The 15,991-nt window shown below is 72.6% G+C and carries 19 protein-coding genes; 8 read left to right on the top strand and 11 right to left on the bottom strand.

Translation table 11 applies throughout. From position 1 onward, the window contains the following. Positions 1–2: 2 nt before the first annotated feature. The 4 genes from ABZS58_RS08170 to ABZS58_RS08155 all read right to left on the bottom strand — a co-directional run bounded on the left by ABZS58_RS08170 (position 3) and on the right by ABZS58_RS08155 (position 3,943). Positions 3–362 (bottom strand): DUF2203 domain-containing protein, encoded by a 360-nt coding sequence (locus tag ABZS58_RS08170; RefSeq protein ID WP_354778913.1) that lies wholly within the window; start codon positions 360–362, stop codon positions 3–5. 37 nt (positions 363–399) lie between these two features. Next, entirely contained in the window at positions 400–891 is a 492-nt protein-coding gene (locus tag ABZS58_RS08165; RefSeq protein WP_354778911.1) for a universal stress protein, read from the bottom strand. Between the two features lie 61 nt (positions 892–952). Further along, on the bottom strand, positions 953–3,319 hold the full coding sequence (locus ABZS58_RS08160) for a penicillin acylase family protein (protein ID WP_354778909.1): 2,367 nt from the start codon (positions 3,317–3,319) through the stop codon (positions 953–955). Between the two features lie 333 nt (positions 3,320–3,652). After that, positions 3,653–3,943: a DUF4287 domain-containing protein gene (locus ABZS58_RS08155; RefSeq protein ID WP_354778907.1), complete on the bottom strand. Its 291-nt coding sequence runs from the start codon at positions 3,941–3,943 to the stop codon at positions 3,653–3,655. A 156-nt stretch (positions 3,944–4,099) separates the two neighbouring features. Here ABZS58_RS08155 and ABZS58_RS08150 point away from each other — a divergent pair, with 156 nt between their 5' ends. Both ABZS58_RS08150 and ABZS58_RS08145 read left to right on the top strand, forming a co-directional pair. After that, on the top strand, positions 4,100–5,608 hold the full coding sequence (locus ABZS58_RS08150) for an MFS transporter (RefSeq protein WP_354778905.1): 1,509 nt from the start codon (positions 4,100–4,102) through the stop codon (positions 5,606–5,608). Between the two features lie 13 nt (positions 5,609–5,621). Next, a complete protein-coding gene (locus tag ABZS58_RS08145; RefSeq protein WP_354778903.1) occupies positions 5,622–6,203 on the top strand; it encodes a TetR/AcrR family transcriptional regulator in 582 nt (193 codons plus the stop codon). A gap of 59 nt (positions 6,204–6,262) precedes the next feature. Here the strand turns inward: ABZS58_RS08145 and ABZS58_RS08140 are convergent, their stop codons facing one another. Then, positions 6,263–7,078, bottom strand: coding sequence for a glycosyltransferase (locus tag ABZS58_RS08140; protein ID WP_354778901.1), 816 nt, complete (start codon positions 7,076–7,078; stop codon positions 6,263–6,265). Between the two features lie 239 nt (positions 7,079–7,317). On the opposite strand from ABZS58_RS08140, the gene ABZS58_RS08135 reads away from it, so the two are divergent. Continuing rightward, entirely contained in the window at positions 7,318–8,205 is an 888-nt protein-coding gene (locus ABZS58_RS08135; protein WP_354778899.1) for a pentapeptide repeat-containing protein, read from the top strand. Here the strand turns inward: ABZS58_RS08135 and ABZS58_RS08130 are convergent. From ABZS58_RS08130 to ABZS58_RS08120, 3 genes are all read right to left on the bottom strand, one after another. Continuing rightward, positions 8,171–8,566 (bottom strand): hypothetical protein, encoded by a 396-nt coding sequence (locus ABZS58_RS08130; RefSeq protein WP_354778897.1) that lies wholly within the window; start codon positions 8,564–8,566, stop codon positions 8,171–8,173. The genes ABZS58_RS08135 and ABZS58_RS08130 overlap by 35 nt on opposite strands. Before the next feature lie 248 nt (positions 8,567–8,814). Next, positions 8,815–9,693 (bottom strand): aldo/keto reductase, encoded by an 879-nt coding sequence (locus ABZS58_RS08125; protein ID WP_354778895.1) that lies wholly within the window; start codon positions 9,691–9,693, stop codon positions 8,815–8,817. 8 nt (positions 9,694–9,701) lie between these two features. Beyond that, positions 9,702–10,859 carry a D-alanyl-D-alanine carboxypeptidase family protein gene (locus ABZS58_RS08120; RefSeq protein WP_354779181.1) on the bottom strand — a complete coding sequence of 386 codons (1,158 nt, stop codon included), beginning with the start codon at positions 10,857–10,859 and terminating at the stop codon, positions 9,702–9,704. 43 nt (positions 10,860–10,902) lie between these two features. On the opposite strand from ABZS58_RS08120, the gene ABZS58_RS08115 reads away from it, so the two are divergent. The 5 genes from ABZS58_RS08115 (at position 10,903) to ABZS58_RS08095 (ending at position 14,188) form a co-directional block, all read left to right on the top strand. Beyond that, complete coding sequence (locus ABZS58_RS08115) at positions 10,903–11,103, top strand: hypothetical protein (protein WP_354778893.1); 201 nt, start codon at positions 10,903–10,905, stop codon at positions 11,101–11,103. 9 nt (positions 11,104–11,112) lie between these two features. Continuing rightward, positions 11,113–11,577 carry an NUDIX hydrolase gene (locus tag ABZS58_RS08110; RefSeq protein WP_354778891.1) on the top strand — a complete coding sequence of 155 codons (465 nt, stop codon included), beginning with the start codon at positions 11,113–11,115 and terminating at the stop codon, positions 11,575–11,577. 28 nt (positions 11,578–11,605) lie between these two features. Then, a complete protein-coding gene (locus tag ABZS58_RS08105) occupies positions 11,606–13,222 on the top strand; it encodes a methyl-accepting chemotaxis protein (protein WP_354778889.1) in 1,617 nt (538 codons plus the stop codon). Positions 13,223–13,304: 82 nt separating this feature from the next. After that, a complete protein-coding gene (locus ABZS58_RS08100; protein WP_354778888.1) occupies positions 13,305–13,550 on the top strand; it encodes a PspC domain-containing protein in 246 nt (81 codons plus the stop codon). 11 nt (positions 13,551–13,561) lie between these two features. Next, the gene (locus ABZS58_RS08095; RefSeq protein WP_354778886.1) at positions 13,562–14,188 is read left to right on the top strand and encodes a hypothetical protein; all 627 of its coding nucleotides are present in this window, start codon (positions 13,562–13,564) and stop codon (positions 14,186–14,188) included. Positions 14,189–14,190: 2 nt separating this feature from the next. Here the strand turns inward: ABZS58_RS08095 and ABZS58_RS08090 are convergent, their stop codons facing one another. The 3 genes from ABZS58_RS08090 to ABZS58_RS08080 form a co-directional block, all read right to left on the bottom strand. After that, a complete protein-coding gene (locus ABZS58_RS08090; protein ID WP_354778884.1) occupies positions 14,191–14,409 on the bottom strand; it encodes a hypothetical protein in 219 nt (72 codons plus the stop codon). 243 nt (positions 14,410–14,652) lie between these two features. After that, on the bottom strand, positions 14,653–15,267 hold the full coding sequence (locus ABZS58_RS08085; protein ID WP_354778882.1) for a dihydrofolate reductase family protein: 615 nt from the start codon (positions 15,265–15,267) through the stop codon (positions 14,653–14,655). Positions 15,268–15,378: 111 nt separating this feature from the next. Next, entirely contained in the window at positions 15,379–15,954 is a 576-nt protein-coding gene (locus ABZS58_RS08080) for a hypothetical protein (RefSeq protein ID WP_354778880.1), read from the bottom strand. Positions 15,955–15,991 lie beyond the last annotated feature (37 nt).

Below are 15,991 nucleotides of genomic sequence, written 5' to 3'. Positions count from 1 at the left end.
GACTACAGCCGGCGGCGGCCGGCGAAGCCCAGGTCGGCGCGGTGGAACCAGGCCAGGTCCGCGTCCCCCTCGAGCCAGCACAACAGCACCGGCACGCCGTCGACCGAGGACGGGAAGTCCAGCAGCAGCGGCGCCACGCCCTTGATCTGCACGTCCGCCTCCTGCAGCGACGTCACCAGCTCGTCGAACCGCGCCGAGCAGGCCTTCCACTCCGGCAGCCCGCCCAGTGCGGTCGGCTCGCCGCCGGGTGCGAGCGCCGCCGCGAGCTCGGTCGCGTCCGCTCGTACGGTAATGAGCTCGTCGAGCAGCGGCCGCAACCGGGCGAGCTCCGCGCGTGCCGCCGCGAGTGTGTACAGACCCATGCGTCCAAGTCTGGCACCCGCCGTCCCAGCGGCACACCTAGGTCGCGGCGTGGGCGCGGACCACGACGACAGGGCGGTCCGCCTTGTGCACGAGGGTGTCGGTTGTACTGCCGAGCAGCAGCTCGCTGAGCTTGCGGTGCCCGTGGGCACCGACGACGATGCCGGGGCTGTCGCGTTCGCGGGCGATGCGCAGCAGGGTGTCGGCGGGGGTCATGTCGTCGGCGACGGCGAGGCCGGTGACGCCGAGGAAGCCCACCTCCCGGGCCAGGTGCGCGCCGTGCCGGGCCGTTTGCTTGGCGGCATCGTACGCCGCCGCATCGGCCTCGATCGCGCTGCGCAGGTCCAGCACGGTCGGCGGCATCTCCAGCCCGGTGACGGGCAGGGTCGCGGCCTCGAAGCGCCGGCCGGCCTCCCAGACCGTGACGACGAGGGCGTGCCGGGGCCCGAGCAGCGGGGCAGCGTCGCGCACGGCCCGTGCCGCCGCGGCGGATCCGTCGAACCCGAAGATGACCGGTGCTGCAGCCGTCATCTTCCCACCGTACCGACGGATCCGGCGAGGACAGGGTGAGGCCGGGGTGGTCGCTGACCCGTCACCCCCGGACGGTCTTGACGGTCAGCTTCGGGTCGGACGCGATCGACGACTCGGAGTAGCGGCAGTCGCGCAGTTGCTTGTTGCGCCACAACAAGGTCTGGTCAGGGTCGTTGGCCTCGCCGGCGGTGAGGATGCAGCGCGCCTGCGGGCCCGACGACGTGTAGGCGAGCGTCAGCAGGAAGCTGGTGCCGTAGTTGACGACGTAGCCCTTGTCGGTCAGGTCGCTGCCGGGCACGAACGTCCCAGGGTTCATGAACGGCTCCCGCGACGACCCGGGGAACGGTTCGTACTGCGCCATGTTGGCGATGCCGACGTTCTCCGTCGAGCCGGGCACGGGAATCCTCTGGCCGGCCTTCACCGTGTACTGGACGGTCTGCAGCTGCACGTTCAACGGCTGCCCGGCGGCGCGCATCCGCAGCATCGCCCGGGCCAGCCCGGTCAGCAGCGGCGCCGGGTCGGACGGGGCGCCGCGCGGGGTGCGGGCCGGGTCCGCGGGGTTGAACGGCACGCCGAACAGCGGCCCGGCGGTCGTCAGCGCGTCCGGGTGCTCGGCGAGGACCGCGCCGATCGTCTCCCGCCACAGCACCGCACCGCGGCTGGGCAGCTCGAACAGCCGGTCCCACCCGCCGAGGACGGCGCAACCGGCGCTGATGTCCACCGGCGTACCGTCGACGGACACCGGACGGGTGCCCTGCGCGCGGCACGACGTGACGACGTAGCCGGCGAGCTCCGCGGCGGTCAGCGAGTCACCGGACAGGATCGCGGTGCCGAGCCCCGCGAGGTCGAAGCGGGCGGTGCCGTTGATGAGCTTCAGGTTCTGCCTGGAGCGCGCCGACAGCGGCGTACCCTCGAGGCCCTGCAACGGCGAGAACCCTGTCAGGAACCTGTTCTGGTTCGGCACCCAGTGGCTGTCGTTGGCGTTGAACACGTAGTCGCGGCGCTGCAGCTGCGGCTGCTGGGCGAACGGGATCAGCCCCGGCGAGCGCGCCCCCGGCGCGACGACCCAGCCGTTGGCGCTGTCGCTGCCGTTGAGCGCGCCGAGCGGGTGGGCCGCGAGCTCGGCCAGGGAGGCGTCGGACAGGTTCGGCGTCGGCGACGAGTCGGTGTACCAGGCGTTGCCGGCCGAGTCGGTCGCGATCGTGTTCACCCACGGGATGCCCTGGTCCCGCCCGATCGAGGCGCGCAGGCCGGCCACGTCGGTGGCGCGGGCCATGTTGAGCCACACCCGCAGCAGCCGGTCGTTGTCGATGTTGCCGTCGCGGTACGTGTAGGCGGTCGTCGTGCTCCACCCGAACGCGGGGTCGATCGCGGAAAGGTCCAGGACCGGGCCGTAGCGGGTGAACCACATCGTGCGGGTCACCGTGCTCTGCCCGACCCGGATCGTCACCTGCTTGGACGTCATCGCCTCGGGCCGGCCGTCGACGAGGTACGTGGTCGGCGAGCCCGGGACGAGGTCGACGGAGTAGAACGTGAACCGCGAGCCCTCCGCGATCGTGTGCGTCCACGCGACCTTGTCCGTGAAGCCGATCTGCACGCCGGGCAGGCCGCCGAGGCTCGCGCCGTAGACGTTGAGGTTGCCGGGCACGGTCAGCTGCGACTCCCAGAAGCGCAGCTCGCCTTCCCACGGGAAGTGCGGGTTGCCCACCAGCATGCCCTTGCCGGTCTGCGTCTTGTCCGCGCCGAGCGCCCAGCCGTTGCTGGACAGTGCCTTCTGCTCGTCGAGCCCGCGCAGCCCGTCCTCGGTGACCGCCGCGCCGATCGGCAGCTTGGCATCGAGGCTCGACGGTGGGGTCGCCGCGGCGATCGGGCCGAGCAGGGCGTCACCGCTGGCCAGGATCGCGATGTTGCGCTGGTACGCCAGCACGTCGACAGCGCTGACGGGCGCGATCCACGGCTGCCCGGCGCACCAGCCGGGAACTCTGGCCGCCCCGGTGGCCGCGAGGTACGCGTTGAAGCCGCGCACGTAGCCGTTGAGGACGTCGCGCTCCTCGGGCTGCAGCCGGGTCAGCTGGTCCCTGGCGCGGTCGACGAGCCCGAGCGACTGGTAGGCGAGGTCGGTCGCCAGGTTGACGCCGTCGGGTCCCGGGCCGAACCACTTGGACCGCTCGCTGCGGACCTTGACGATCTGGTCGGCGAGGTCGCAGAACCGGTCCTCCGCGTAGGCCCAGGCCTGCCCGAACGCGGCACTGCCGACGTTGGCGGCCAGCACGTGCGGCACCCCGTAGCTGGTGCGCCTGATCACGGCGGCGTACCCACCGGAGGTGACGGCCTCCGCCCGCGCCGCGCTGTGCTGCACGGCGACGAGCGCGGAGGCCAGGAGGATCCCTGCCGACAACGTGATGACGATCCGACGGGCGCGATGCACGGCTCCTCCGATGTGACGCAGGTCCATTCACGCAGGTGCACGTCAGGCCACCATATTGCACTGGGTGACCTTTGTACTACGGTCAATGGACCATCAATCGAGAACCGTTGATCACCATGAGCCACCCGGCGGACCGGTCCGCGGGCACCGCGGGGATCAACCGCTGGACCCATGCCATGCCCCGCCCCGGATCCCCGGTGCCGGGCACCGCGAACAGGACAAGGACATCTGTGGCGATCTTCCCGATTTCGCCGATCTGACGGATCTCGCGGATCCGGCGGATTTCGCCACTCGCGACGAGCGTTGTCCGGCACCGAGAGCCGGCGCCCGCGCCTACACCGGCCGGTTCGCCTTACCGTCCAGCCACAGGGTGTCACTCTCGTCCCGGTGCGCTCCGGTCGTCCCGACGTGCCTGCCCGGGATCGCCGGACCGTTCTTGATCACGTGGACGAGCGCCATCGCATGCCCGCGGCCGAGGTCGAAGTCCTCCTTCAACCAGCCGACGATCGCACCCGCTTTCACCCCGGGCGCGTCCAGCCCACGTTCGGCCGCGAGGGCCAGCAGCTCCCGCGGGATTTTACCGGTCTTGGCCTCGATGTTGTCGAGATACGCCTGGAACGACATCTTCGTCCTCCTCGCCCACGCCGCACGCCCATCGTGCCGCTCACCAACGCGTCGAACACCCCCACCGCCTTTCGACACGACCACCGAACTTTCTTCGCGCATGGGTGCCGCGGATCACGCTGACAAACTTTACCGACCAGCCGGTACAGTTCCGCCATGACTTCCCTCGTGACGCCGGCTGCGGAGCCGGTGCTGTCGGCGCGGCGGCGGTGGGCGGCGCTCGCCGTGCTGGCCGCGGCCGTGCTGCTGCTCGCCATCGACGGGACGGTGCTCTCGCTGGCGGTGCCGGCGCTGACCACGAGCCTGGCACCGACCGCGGAGCAGGTGCTCTGGATCGGTGACATCTACTCGCTGACGCTGGCGGGCCTGCTGGTGCTGATGGGCAATCTGGCCGACCGGTTCGGACGCAAGCGGGTCCTGCTGATCGGTTCGGTGGCGTTCGGCGCGGCGTCGCTGCTCGCCGCGTTCGCCACCAGCGCGCAGGCGTTGATCGGGGCGCGTCTGCTGCTCGGCGTGGCAGGGGCGACGCTGATGCCGTCCACGCTGTCGCTGATCCGCAACATCTTCCCCGACAGCGCCGAACGGACGCGGGCGATCGCGGTCTGGTCCACCGCCTTCGGGGCGGGATCGGCGATCGGGCCGCTCGTGGGCGGGTTCCTGCTCGAGCACTTCTGGTGGGGGTCGGTGTTCCTCATCAACGTGCCCGTGATGGTCCTGGTGCTGGTCTCCGGCCTCGTCCTCCTGCCCGAGTCCCGCGATCCGCGACCGGGCCGCTTCGACGTGCTCTCCGCGGTGCTGTCCATGACGGCGATCGTGCCCGTCGTCTACGCCGTCAAGCACGTGGTCGGATCGGGCGTCGACGGCGTGATCGTGGCGTGCCTGCTGGCCGGGCTGACGGCCGGGCTGCTGTTCGTGCGGCGCCAGCGGCGGCTGGAGCAGCCCATGCTCGACGTCGAACTGTTCCGCAGCGCGGCGTTCTCCGGGGCGGTCGCGGCCAACGTCATCGCCATCTTCGCGCTGACCGGGCTGCTGTTCTTCTTCTCGCAGTACCTGCAGTTCGCCCGCGGACACAGCCCGCTGCAGGCCGGGCTCGCCGAGCTGCCCGCGACGCTCGCCTCGATCGTCGTGGTCGCGATCATCGCGCTGGCCGTGGCCCGGCTCGGCCGGGGGCGGGCCATCGCGCTCGGCCTGGGCCTGGCCGCCGCTGGGCTGGCGGCGGTCGCGGGGGCCGCGCACGGGCCGTACCTGTGGCTCGGCCTGGCGCTCGTGCCCATCGGCCTCGGCATCGGGCTGGCGATGACACTGACCGGCGACGCCATCATCTCCGCCGCACCGCCACGCAAGGCGGGCTCGGTCTCCGCGATCACCGAGACCGCCAACGAGCTCGGCGTGGTGCTGGGCATCGCGGTGCTGGGCTCGCTCCTGTCGCTGGTCTACCGCAACAACGTGAGCGTCCCGGCCGGGCTGCCGGCCACGGACGCGGCGCGGGTCCGTGACTCGCTGGGCCCGGCGCTGCAGGTGCTGCAGCCGGAAGCCGCCGCCGGTGCGCGGGACGCGTTCATCACCGGCATGCAGGTCACCTCGCTGGTCGCGGCGGCGCTGACCCTCGCGGCGGCGGTGCTCGCATGGACGCTGATCCCGTCGCCGCGCACGCCGCGACCGTAGGTACGGTGTCGTCGTGGGACGCACAGCCGGCCGGTCGCCGCACGACACCCGACGAGCCCTGGTGGACGCTGCCGCCGACGCCGTCCGCGCCCGTGGGATCCACGCCTCGCTGGACGATATCGCGCGCTTCGCCGGCGTGTCGAAGGGCGGACTGATCTACCACTTCGCCAGCAAGGACGAGCTGATCCTGGAGCTGGCCCGCGATCAGCTGGCCGCCTTCCAGGCCAGCGTCGACGCCGCGCTGGACCCGTCGGACACCGAGCCCGGACGGCTGACCCGGGCCTACATCCGGGCGGCGCTGGCGCCGGTCGAGGACGACGTCGCGATGCGCCAGTCGCTGGCCCTGATCACTCAGCTCATGACGCTGCCGGCGGTCGCCGAGCTCGCCCGGGCCGACGCGGAGCGGTGGGACGCGGCCCTCGCCGCCGACGGGCTTCCCCCCGACGTGCTGACGCTGGTGGTGGCGGCGGCGGACGGGATGAGCACCGCGCCGCTGTGGGGTGCCTCGACGCAGACGCCCGCCCACCGACGCCTGGCGCAGCGGCTCCTGCACCTGACCCGGCACCCACACCTGTGGGAGGCGCTCACCCCTTGACGCCGCCCGTCTTGAAGCCGCCCGCCCAGCCCGATCGCGCCCGCAGGCTCAGAACAGGCTCAGAAGAGGTCGGCGAGCAGGGCGGCGGCCCGGGCGGCACCGTCGGACGGGACGGGGTGGTAGGCGACCGGGCGGTCGATCTCCTCGGCGATCGCCGCCGCCAAGGTGTCAGGGGTGAGGGTGTCGTAGTCCATCCGCCGACCGGCACCGTGCCGGCGGAGCCGGTGGGTGACGTGGAACTGCTGCTCGAAATGGTTGCGCAGCGGCACGTAGATGAACGGGCGGTTCGCCGCGGTCAGCTCCATGCAGGTCGTGAGCCCGCCCTGCACCACCGCCAGGTCGCAGGCCGCGAGGTGCCGGTCCAGCGACGGCACATACGGCAGGACCTCCAGCCCGGCGGGTGCCGTCACCGCGGCCGGGTCGATGCGCGGCCCGGTCACCATGATCATGCGCAGACCCGGAACCCGCCGAGCGGCCGACGGGAACGCGGCGGCGACCAGGCGAAGCAGGTCGCCGCCGACGCCGGACCCACCGACGGTGACCACGCAGACCCGCTCGCCGGCGCGATACCCGAGCGACGCGCGCAACGCGGCCCGCGAACTCCCGCCCTCAGCACCGCCCTCAGCACCGCCGCCGACGCCGGCACCGGCGGTGAGCGGGGCGGAGCCGGTGACGTAGCCGGCGAAGTCGTAGTGCTGCTCGGTCCAGTCGCGGATGTGGGGCAGGTCGGGGCCGAAGCGCTCGTCGATCACGTCGTCCGGGTCGCCGACGAAGATGGACCGGTCGCGCAGGCGCGGATAGCGGGCGATGTGGCCGATCATCTCGGCGTTGTGGTCGGCGGCGACCAGGGCCTCGCGCTCGCCGCCGGACGGCATCGGCAGGAAGCCGACGAAGTCGGTGAGCCATGCATACGCCGAGCGCTTCAGGCATCGAGCCGTCCGACCGCGGCGAATGCCGCCGCTACGGGCTCAGGATCAGCTTCCGCCGGCGGACAGGTCTCCACGGCCATGCGGCCATGGTCGACGCGCGACCGGAACCGGGGACCCGATCGCGCCGTGTCGCGATCCGGACGGAGTGCGGCGCGGAAGGGGTGGGACGGCTGATGCTGTTGCGCGTGCTGACCAACCGTCTTGCCCATGTCGTGGGCGTGCTGCTGACCGTCGCCGCGCTCGGTCTCATCGGCGGCGCTCCCGCGGGTGCGGAGCCGGTCCGTGGGCCCGAGTGTCCGCAGACGCGGGCGCAGCTGGCCGGGCAGCACATCACGTCGGTCGAGGAGTTGCCGGATCTGACGTGCGCCGACCTGCACGGGGCGGTGCTCGACGGGTTGGATCTGGCGCAGGAGAACCTTTCCGGGGTCGACGCGCACGGGGCGTCGTTCCGCGGCACCGACCTGACCCAGGCGACGCTGACCGGCGCCGACCTGCGGGGCGCCCGGTTCGACGGAGCAGACCTGACGCAGGCGCAACTGAACACCGTCGACGCGCGGGACGCGACGTTCACGGAGGCCCGCCTCAGCCAGGTGGATCTGGCCAAGGCCGACCTGCGCGGGGCCGACTTCACCGGGGCGTCGTTGACGCAGGCGGACCTCACCGGGGCGGATCTGCGCGGGGCGCGCACCGTGTTCGCGGAGGCGATCCAGGCCGACACCAAGGACGCGAAGGTCGACGTCCTCGACCCGCGCACGTTCCAGGCGTCGCTGCTCGCCGTCCTGGTCGGGCTCGGGCTGCTGGTGAGGTCGTTGTTCAACGTCGCGAGGGGGCTGACGCCGGGCGGGAGCAGTCTCAAGCGCGGCCTGGTGCGCCTCGCCGTCTACGCCGTGGTCAGCGTGCTGGTGTGGCTCCCGGCGGGGATGATGCTGCCGTTGATGTTCGTCGCCGTCCTGTACCCGTGGCTCGTCGGAGCGCTCTTCGTCTACCTGTCGGGTGCCGTGCGAGGGTGGCGGCCGGAGCGGCACAACCTGACAAGTGTCAATGCGGGAACGCCACGCGTGGCCGGGGCGTGACCTCGTCGCGGAAGCGTTCGATGAGGTGACTGACCTGCAGCATGGTGTCGGTGCCCCGGATCCGGGACAGGTAGAGGGACTGCGCCGCCAGCCCGGCGAGGTCGAACGTGAAGTACATGGCCATCAGCGGGTTCACGAACAGTGAGGACGCACGGCCGGCGAGCGGCACGTCGCCGGCCGCGCCGGTGAGCGCCGCCGAGATCTGGCCGTTGACGATGCTCTCCCGGCCGGGGGTGCGGGCAGCGGCGTGCGCGACGGCGGAACGGCACAGCGCCGCCTCCGGACCGTGGGACGGCACGGTGAAGGCGCCCAGATAGGCCTGCGCCCGGTCGAGCGCGGCGATGTTCTCCAGCACCTGCACGTGTTGATGCCGTGGTACGCGTCGATGCCGAACCCGGCGCCGGCGATCAGGATCCGGTCGGCGTCGCGGAGCCGGTCGAAGAACGGCAGCTGCCACACGGCGGCCATACTCGCCGATCGGCCGCCCGCACGCATCTGGAAAACCGGCGGAGCCGGGTCGTGGTGGCGCCACCGCCGCGGAAGGCGCCCGGGAGCGCAGCCCGCGGTCAGCCCGGCGGCGGCGCGGTCACCGCTGAAGGAAACGGCGCGTCATGCCCAGGCGAGCGACGCGCGGTGGCGCCAGTAGCCGGCGGGCGGCTCGGCGGCCGGGAGCGGGCCGGGGTCGGTGATGTCGAGGGCGCGCAGGTTGGAGGCGAGCTGCGCGGTGGTCGCCGCCCCGGACAGCACCACGGTGGCCCATGGCCGGCGCAGCGCGGCGGCGATCGCGTCCGCGTCGCGGTCGGCGAGCCGCCCGTTGGCGAGGGACTCCTTGATGATGACGGTCCGCCCGTCCGCGTGCGCCTCGGCGAGCGCCTCCCCCGCCGACGGTTCGAGAGGGTTCCACGTCGCCTGCACGCTGCGGAACAGCGGCTCCCCGCCCACCTGGACCCGCAGCGCGGCGCGGATGGCGTCGGCCTGGTGCGGCCCGCTGGTGGACAGCCCGACGGTGACGCCGGAGGCGGCCAGGTCCGCGAGGCGACCGTGCAGGGCCGGGTCGGTCAGCGCGGTGCTCTCCGGTGTCACGGAGTGGATCTGGTACAGGTCGAGCCGGTCCCCGAACAGGGCAAGGGTCTCGGCGACCTGCCGGTCGAACGTGGCGACGCTGTGGTCCTTCGCCTCGTGCACCGGCGCGTCGACCCGCCACCCCGCCGTATACGTGTAGCCCCACTTGGACCCCACGACGACGTCGCGGCGGTCACCCAGCCACCCGGCGAGGAACTCCTCCGCCAGCCCGTACGAGCGGGCGACGTCGAAGTAGCGGATCCCGGCGGCGTACGCGGCGTCGAGCAGCTCATGGCTTCGCGCCCGCAGCGCCTCCACGGACCGGTCCGGCGGCAGGTCCCGGTCCCGGCCCAGGTTGATGTACCCGGGACGGCCGACGGCGGCGAGCCCGAGCCCGATCCGTGTCGCGGGCGGTTCGAAGGGCATGCCCGATCCTATGCCGCGCGGCGCCGCCTGATCACCATGACGGCACCGAAGACGATCGCGGTCAGCGCGACCGCCCCGACGGCGATGACGGTCGGCCAGATCGAGTAGCCGCCGCGGGCGGGCAGCGCCACCGCGACCGCCGACGGGCCGGTCGACGGGGGCGGCGGGCTGTGCAGGACGGCCGCCTCCTCGGGGGTGACGAGGTGGCCGACGGACGTCCCCGCGGGCAGCGCGAACCCCCAGTCGAACAGCATCGTGCTCTGCTTCCAGGCGCGGGCCGGCACGATCTCGGCGCCCATGATCGTGACGACGAGCCGGCGGCCGTTGCGTTGGGCGCCGCCGACGTACGTGTGCCGCGCCTCGTCGGTGAAGCCGGTCTTGCCGCCGATGGCGCCCTGGTAGCTGGTGAGGAGCTTGTTCTCGTTCTGGATCTGGAAGCCCTTGGGGTCCTTCGGCGGCTGGGCCGGCCACTGGAAGACGAGCGTGGTGTCGTAGGCGAGGAAGTCCGGCCGGGCGAAGTCGGCGCGGGCGATGAGCGCCAGGTCGTAGGCGCTGGTGAGCTGGTCGGGGGCGTCGAGGCCGGACGGGGTGACGGCGTGGGTGTCGTCGGCACCGAGCCGGCGCGCCTCGGCGTTCATCGCGGCGACGGTCGCGGCGACCCCCCCGTCGCCGCCGGCCACCCGGGCGAGAGCGTTGGCGGTGTCGTTGCCGGACTGCAGCAGCAGCCCGAGCCACAGCGTCGACACCGGGTACTTCCCGCCGACGATCATGCCGACGGCGGAGCTGTCCGCGGGCAGGGCGAGGTCCTCGGCGGTCGCCTCGACGACGAGGGCGGGGTCGAGCTTCGGCAGGGCGGTCGCGGCGAGCAGCAGCTTCTGCACGCTCGCGGGGCGGCGGCGCAGGTGCGGCGCGCAGGCGCCGAGGACCTCGCCGGTGTCGAGGTCGGCGACGATCCACGACATCGCGGACAGGGTCGGCGGCGCCGCGGTCCCGGGCGCGACGGCCAGCCCGGTGGTGCCGAGCCGCCCGCCGCCGACCACAGCGGCGCCGGGGTCCCGCTCGGGCGACGGCGGCGTCGGCGGGATGGTGGGGATCGAGACGTACGGGCACGGCACCGCGGCCGGGGGCGAGGTGGACGGGCTCACCACCGGCGCCGGCCACGCCATCAGTCCCGCGCTCACCACCGCGGCCACCAGTCCCGTCGCACCCATGGCGGCGAGAGTAGCGGCCGGGGCGGGACCGGTCGTCGCCGAGCCCGTGCGATCATCCCCGCAGAGGAGCCACCCGGCGGGCGTGCCGTGGACGGCCGCCCCTCAGCCGATCCCGGGCACGTCCCGCCTCGCGCACCTGGAGGAGAACGGCGCCGCCGCCGCCGTCACGCTGAGCGAAGCGGACCTCGCGGATCTGTAGGCTCCCGGGATGGTCAGGGTGGGGATAGCGGTGTTCGTGTTCCGCGACGGCAGGTTCCTGATGGCCCGCCGTCGCGGCGCGCACGGCGCGGGCACGTGGTCGGTGCCCGGCGGGCATCTCGAGTTCGGCGAGTCGTTCGAGGACACCGCCGTCCGCGAGGTGGCGGAGGAGACCGGCGTCCAGATCGCACGCGTCCGCTTCGGCGCCGTCACCAACGACGTCTTCACCGACGAGGACCGGCACTACGTCACCGTGTGGATGCTCAGCGACCACGTCGCGGGCGAGCCGGCGATCCTCGAGCCCGACAAGTGCACGGACCTCGCCTGGCACGACTTCGACAACCTCCCGGACCCGCTCTTCCTGCCCTGGCGGCAGCTGCTGGAGTCGCCGCTGTTCGCCAGGATCCGCGAGTCCGCCGGTTTCTCTGCCGTGCCCGCGCCCGGCGCCGATAAGCCCCAGGAGTTTGCCCGATGACGTGACACCGCTCAGGAGGCTCGACGAAATGAACATGCTCCGGCGGACCCGGGTCGCGACGCGGCTGGCGGTCGGTTTCCTGACGGTCTCACTGTGCGTGGTGGCCATCTGGTTGACGGCGTTGTCGTCGGCGGAAGGCACCCGCACGACCGCCGACAGTCTCTCCGCCGCGCAGGAGGAGCTGGACGCGGCGCAGCAGCTGAAGTTCCGCAGCACCGACGTGCTGGGCTGGCAGGCGGGCTACGCCTTCGACATCGTCCGCGGCGCCGACGACGCGGCGGCCGACACGGCACCGTCCCGCTCGGCGTTCCTCGCCGCCGCGACGGACTTCGGCCGCGAGATCGACAAGATGGCGGCGCTGCCGCTGACCGCGGGCCAGCACGAGGACGTGCGGTCGATCCGCACCGCCTGGACCGGCTTCCTCGACCTCGACAAGAAGGTCATCGCCGACTACCGGGCCGGCACACCGGCGCGGACCTCGGCGGCGAACGACATCGTCGCCGGTGAGGCCCTGGACGTGTACCAGACGATCGCCGACGGCGTCGCCGACCTGGAGGCCGTCGCGCGGCAGAAGTGGGCGGCGACGCAGAAGGCGGCGGACCGGTCGTCGAGCACCACGAACCGGGTGGCGACCCTCGCCGGCAGCGCCGCGCTGCTGCTGTCGATCGTGCTCGCCGTCGCGCTGTCGCTGTCCATCATCAGGCCGCTGCGCGCCATCGGCGACCGGCTCGCCGACATCGCCGACGGCGACGGCGACCTGACCCGCCGCCTCGAGGACAGCGGCGACGACGAGTTCACGTCCGTCAGCCGGTCGTTCAACACATTCGTCGGGAAGATCGGCGACACGATCCGCGCCATCGGCAGTTCGGCCGCGACCGTCGCCGACGCCAGCGCCAAGCTCACCGACACGTCGACCCACATCATGGCCGGGGCGCAGCAGACGTCGGACCGGTCGGAGCGGATCGTCACGGCGGCGGACGAGGTGTCGGACACGGTTCGCACCGTGGCGACCGGCGCCGAACAGATGAGCATCTCCATCCAGCAGATCGCCGGGACCACCGCCGAGGCGGCCAGGATCGGTGGCCAGACCAACCAGCTGACGCAGGCGACGTTCGACCTCATCGGCCGGCTCGCCGACTCCAGCCGGGAGATCGGCGACGTGGTCAAGGCGATCACCGCGATCGCCGGGCAGACGAACCTCCTCGCCCTCAACGCCACCATCGAGGCGGCCCGCGCCGGTGAGGCGGGCAAGGGCTTCGCCGTGGTCGCCGGTGAGGTGAAGCAGCTGGCGCAGGAGACCGGCCGCGCCACCGAGGACATCACCGCGAAGGTGCAGAGCATCCAGCACGACACGGCCGCCGCCACCGACGCGATCAACCAGATCGTCGAGATCACCGGCCGGCTCGGCGACTACCAGACAACGATCGCCAGCGCCGTGGAGCAGCAGACCGCGACGACGGACGAGATCAGCCGCAACATCACGCACGCGGCGACGAGCTCGGCGGACATCGCGGCGAACATCGCCGGGATCTCCGCGGCGGCGCAGGGCACGACCGGCGGCGTGCAGGACACCCGCGCCGCCGCGCACGAGCTGTCCGCGATGAGTCAGGAGCTCCGGGTTCTCGTGGGTCAGTTCAGGGTCTGACCGGGGTCGTTCCCTGATGCCGCCGACGGTCCCGCTGCCGCACGCTTGACGGTACAAGCAGACAGCGTGAAGGAGCAAGACGATGGAGACCGTGTACCAGTCGATGCGACAACAGGGCCTGGTCCGGCCGGCGCAGGGCAGGGTGCTCGGCGGTGTGTGTGCCGGGCTCGGGCGGCGCTTCGGGATCGACCCGTGGCCGGCACGGCTGCTGTTCATCCTGATCCTGCTGCTGATCCCCGGCAGCCAGATCCTGGTCTACCCCATCCTGTGGATCATCATGCCGGCCGAGCCGGTGACCGCTTCGAAATGGGCCACCACGACTGACTAGGATCAGCCGGCATGTCTCCCGAATGGCGTGCCAGGCTCACCCCCGCGTTCGAGGCCATGCTGGGCGGCACGCTGCCTGAGGGCCCCACCTATGCGGTGTACGTATGGGGCAACTTCCTGCGCGAGGCGGAGCTCGACCGGCTGCCCGAGTGGCTCGACCCCGCGGCCCTGCGCGGCGACACCGTCCTGGTGCACCAGCATCTGGCGATGACCGACGAAGGGCCGCTGCGGGTCGACGCCGCGGGCTCCCTGTTCGAGCTCGCCGACGCCGATGCCGAGGACTACGTCGAGGGTCGGGACCTGCCGCTGCCGCCGCGGGAGGGGTGGCGCGTGGCGTACGTGCGGCTCGCCTCCGACGGCTCGCTGTTCGACGCGATGCGGGCCGCCACCCAGGTCGGCGACGGGCCCGAGGACCTGTCCGAGTACGAGTTCGACGCCGACGAGGAGTGGGAGGCCACTCTCACGGAGGCGGGTGTCGACGATGCGCTGCTCGCGCACCTGCGCTGGTGCGTCGCCGACGGCTCCGCCGGCATGGTCTTCAACGGCCCCGCCCCGTGCGACGTCCCCCGCGGCACCGCCGTGGCGTCGTGGTCGGACGAGGCCGGCTTCCAGTGGGAGACCGCCGTCGTCAGGCTCTGACCTCAGTCGTTGCGGATGCTGTGCACCGGGTCGTCGGACTGCGGCTTCCGGTCGAACGGCAGCCCCGGCGCGTCGGCCTGCCCGCCGAACCCCAGCGACGTCCTCGCGCCCTCGGCCGACCCGTTGGGCCGGTCGGGGTCGTCGATCGCGTCGGCGCCCTCGGTGCCCGGCGTGCCGGTGGTGCCCATCGTCGCGTCATCATCCGTGCTGTGTTCGCCCATACCCTTCACGTACCCCGTTCGCGGCCCCGATATCGCGCGGATCACGACCGCGTCGGTCGGGCGGCGGCTACGGGCGTCCGCGAAGGGTCGGCGAAGGGCGAGCCGGCCCGGACCGGGCCCGGCCGCGGACCGACGGCGTGGGGACGCGAGGTCGTCGCACCAGTGTCGGCGCAGGACCGGATCCTCGAAGCCCGCGGCCCGGCGCGGACCCGCCGCTCCAGGCGCGGCCGGAAGCCGGGCGGGTCACTCGCCGGCGGGCACCCGGTCCTTGACGTCGTCGTAGCCGGCCTGCTGCGGGGCCTCGGTGGGCGCGTAGATCACGCGGATGACGCCGGTCGGGAGGACCTCGGTCGTGATGACCTTCAGGTGGTACGCGGCGTCGCCGTCGTCGAACAGGCGGCGGCCCTTGCGCGCCGCGACCGGGTGCACGAGCAGGCGCAGCTCGTCCACCAGGCCGGCGGCGAGCAGCTGCTGCACCACGGAGACCGAGCCCGGGATGAGGATGCCCTTGATGCCCGGGTCGGCCTTGAGCGCGGCGACGGCCTCGGCGAGGTCGCCGGCGACGAGCTCGGAGTTGCGCCACGTGAACTCGAGGGGCTGCCGCGACACGACGACCTTGCGCGTGTCGCCGAGCTGCTTGGCGAAGCCCGCGTCCTCGCCGCCCGCCGCCTCGCGCACGGGCCACGCGCCGGCGAAACTGTCGTAGGTCTCGCGGCCGATGAGCAGCACGTCCGAGGTGTCGTAGTCCTCGCCGACGCAGCGGCCCATGTTGTCGTCGAAGTACGGGAAGTGCCAGTCGGGGTCGATCTCGGCCACGCCGTCGGCGGAGATGAACAACGTGGAGATGACCTTCGCCATGTGCGGTGACCCCTTCGAGACGGCTGCCCGGACCAGGTCAGCTTAGTACCGCCGCACTGCCGCGCCGGGCTCTGCCGGCCGGCCGGGTTCCGCGGGTGAGCGCGGCCGGGGTCAGGAGACCGCCACCGGCCCCGTCGTGCCGGTGACCTGCCAGCCGTCGCCGCTCTGGTACCGCACGACGTACGTCAGCCAGGTCGCGCCGAGGCAGGCGACGAACCCCTCGATGCCGACCTCGACCTGCTTGCGGCCGCCCTCCACGGGGCCGAGCGTGATCAGGATGCCACCGTCCTTGACCTGCGCGCAGCCGTCCTTGGTCTCGACCGCAGCCGACCGTTCGGCGACGAACACGATCCGGGTCTCCGGGGCCAGCGCGGCGGCGATCCGCTGCCGGGTGTCCTCCGCGATCGGCACGCCGGCGCCGCGGTTCCCCGTCGGCTCGCCGGCGTTGGCGAACGTCCGGTCCATGACGTACACCAGGGTGAACGTCCGCTCGGGGAACGAGTTCTCCGACGAGTTGCCGAGATACCGGCGCAGCACCTGCGCGTAGATGTCGACGTCCGGTGCGCGGCTCCCGTCGGAAGCCACCGCCGCCGGTGCCGTGCCGGGCGCACGGGCGCACCCGGTCACCGCGAGCGTGGCGAGCAGTGCGACGACCGTGCCGATGATCTGGAATCTCCCCGAAGTCACGACGCTCTGACGCCGGGAGTCCCCCAATGGTTCCCTG

This window comes from Dactylosporangium sp. NPDC005555 (genome assembly GCF_040605635.1).
Lineage (GTDB): Bacteria > Actinomycetota > Actinomycetes > Mycobacteriales > Micromonosporaceae > Dactylosporangium.
This window is presented reverse-complemented; position numbering and strand designations above follow the sequence as displayed.

Bases quoted from the DNA above. Each gene is read 5' to 3' on its own strand.
- ABZS58_RS08105 (WP_354778889.1), top strand. From the start codon at position 11,606: ATGAACATGCTCCGGCGGACCCGGGTCGCGACGCGGCTGGCGGTCGGT.
- ABZS58_RS08150 (WP_354778905.1), top strand. From the start codon at position 4,100: ATGACTTCCCTCGTGACGCCGGCTGCGGAGCCGGTGCTGTCGGCGCGG.
- ABZS58_RS08125 (WP_354778895.1), bottom strand. From the start codon at position 9,693: ATGCCCTTCGAACCGCCCGCGACACGGATCGGGCTCGGGCTCGCCGCC.
- ABZS58_RS08120 (WP_354779181.1), bottom strand. From the start codon at position 10,859: ATGGCGTGGCCGGCGCCGGTGGTGAGCCCGTCCACCTCGCCCCCGGCC.
- ABZS58_RS08115 (WP_354778893.1), top strand. From the start codon at position 10,903: ATGGCGGCGAGAGTAGCGGCCGGGGCGGGACCGGTCGTCGCCGAGCCC.
- ABZS58_RS08110 (WP_354778891.1), top strand. From the start codon at position 11,113: ATGGTCAGGGTGGGGATAGCGGTGTTCGTGTTCCGCGACGGCAGGTTC.
- ABZS58_RS08090 (WP_354778884.1), bottom strand. From the start codon at position 14,409: ATGGGCGAACACAGCACGGATGATGACGCGACGATGGGCACCACCGGC.
- ABZS58_RS08170 (WP_354778913.1), bottom strand. From the start codon at position 362: ATGGGTCTGTACACACTCGCGGCGGCACGCGCGGAGCTCGCCCGGTTG.
- ABZS58_RS08085 (WP_354778882.1), bottom strand. From the start codon at position 15,267: ATGGCGAAGGTCATCTCCACGTTGTTCATCTCCGCCGACGGCGTGGCC.
- ABZS58_RS08165 (WP_354778911.1), bottom strand. From the start codon at position 891: ATGACGGCTGCAGCACCGGTCATCTTCGGGTTCGACGGATCCGCCGCG.
- ABZS58_RS08100 (WP_354778888.1), top strand. From the start codon at position 13,305: ATGGAGACCGTGTACCAGTCGATGCGACAACAGGGCCTGGTCCGGCCG.
- ABZS58_RS08155 (WP_354778907.1), bottom strand. From the start codon at position 3,943: ATGTCGTTCCAGGCGTATCTCGACAACATCGAGGCCAAGACCGGTAAA.
- ABZS58_RS08140 (WP_354778901.1), bottom strand. From the start codon at position 7,078: ATGCCGTCCGGCGGCGAGCGCGAGGCCCTGGTCGCCGCCGACCACAAC.
- ABZS58_RS08095 (WP_354778886.1), top strand. From the start codon at position 13,562: ATGTCTCCCGAATGGCGTGCCAGGCTCACCCCCGCGTTCGAGGCCATG.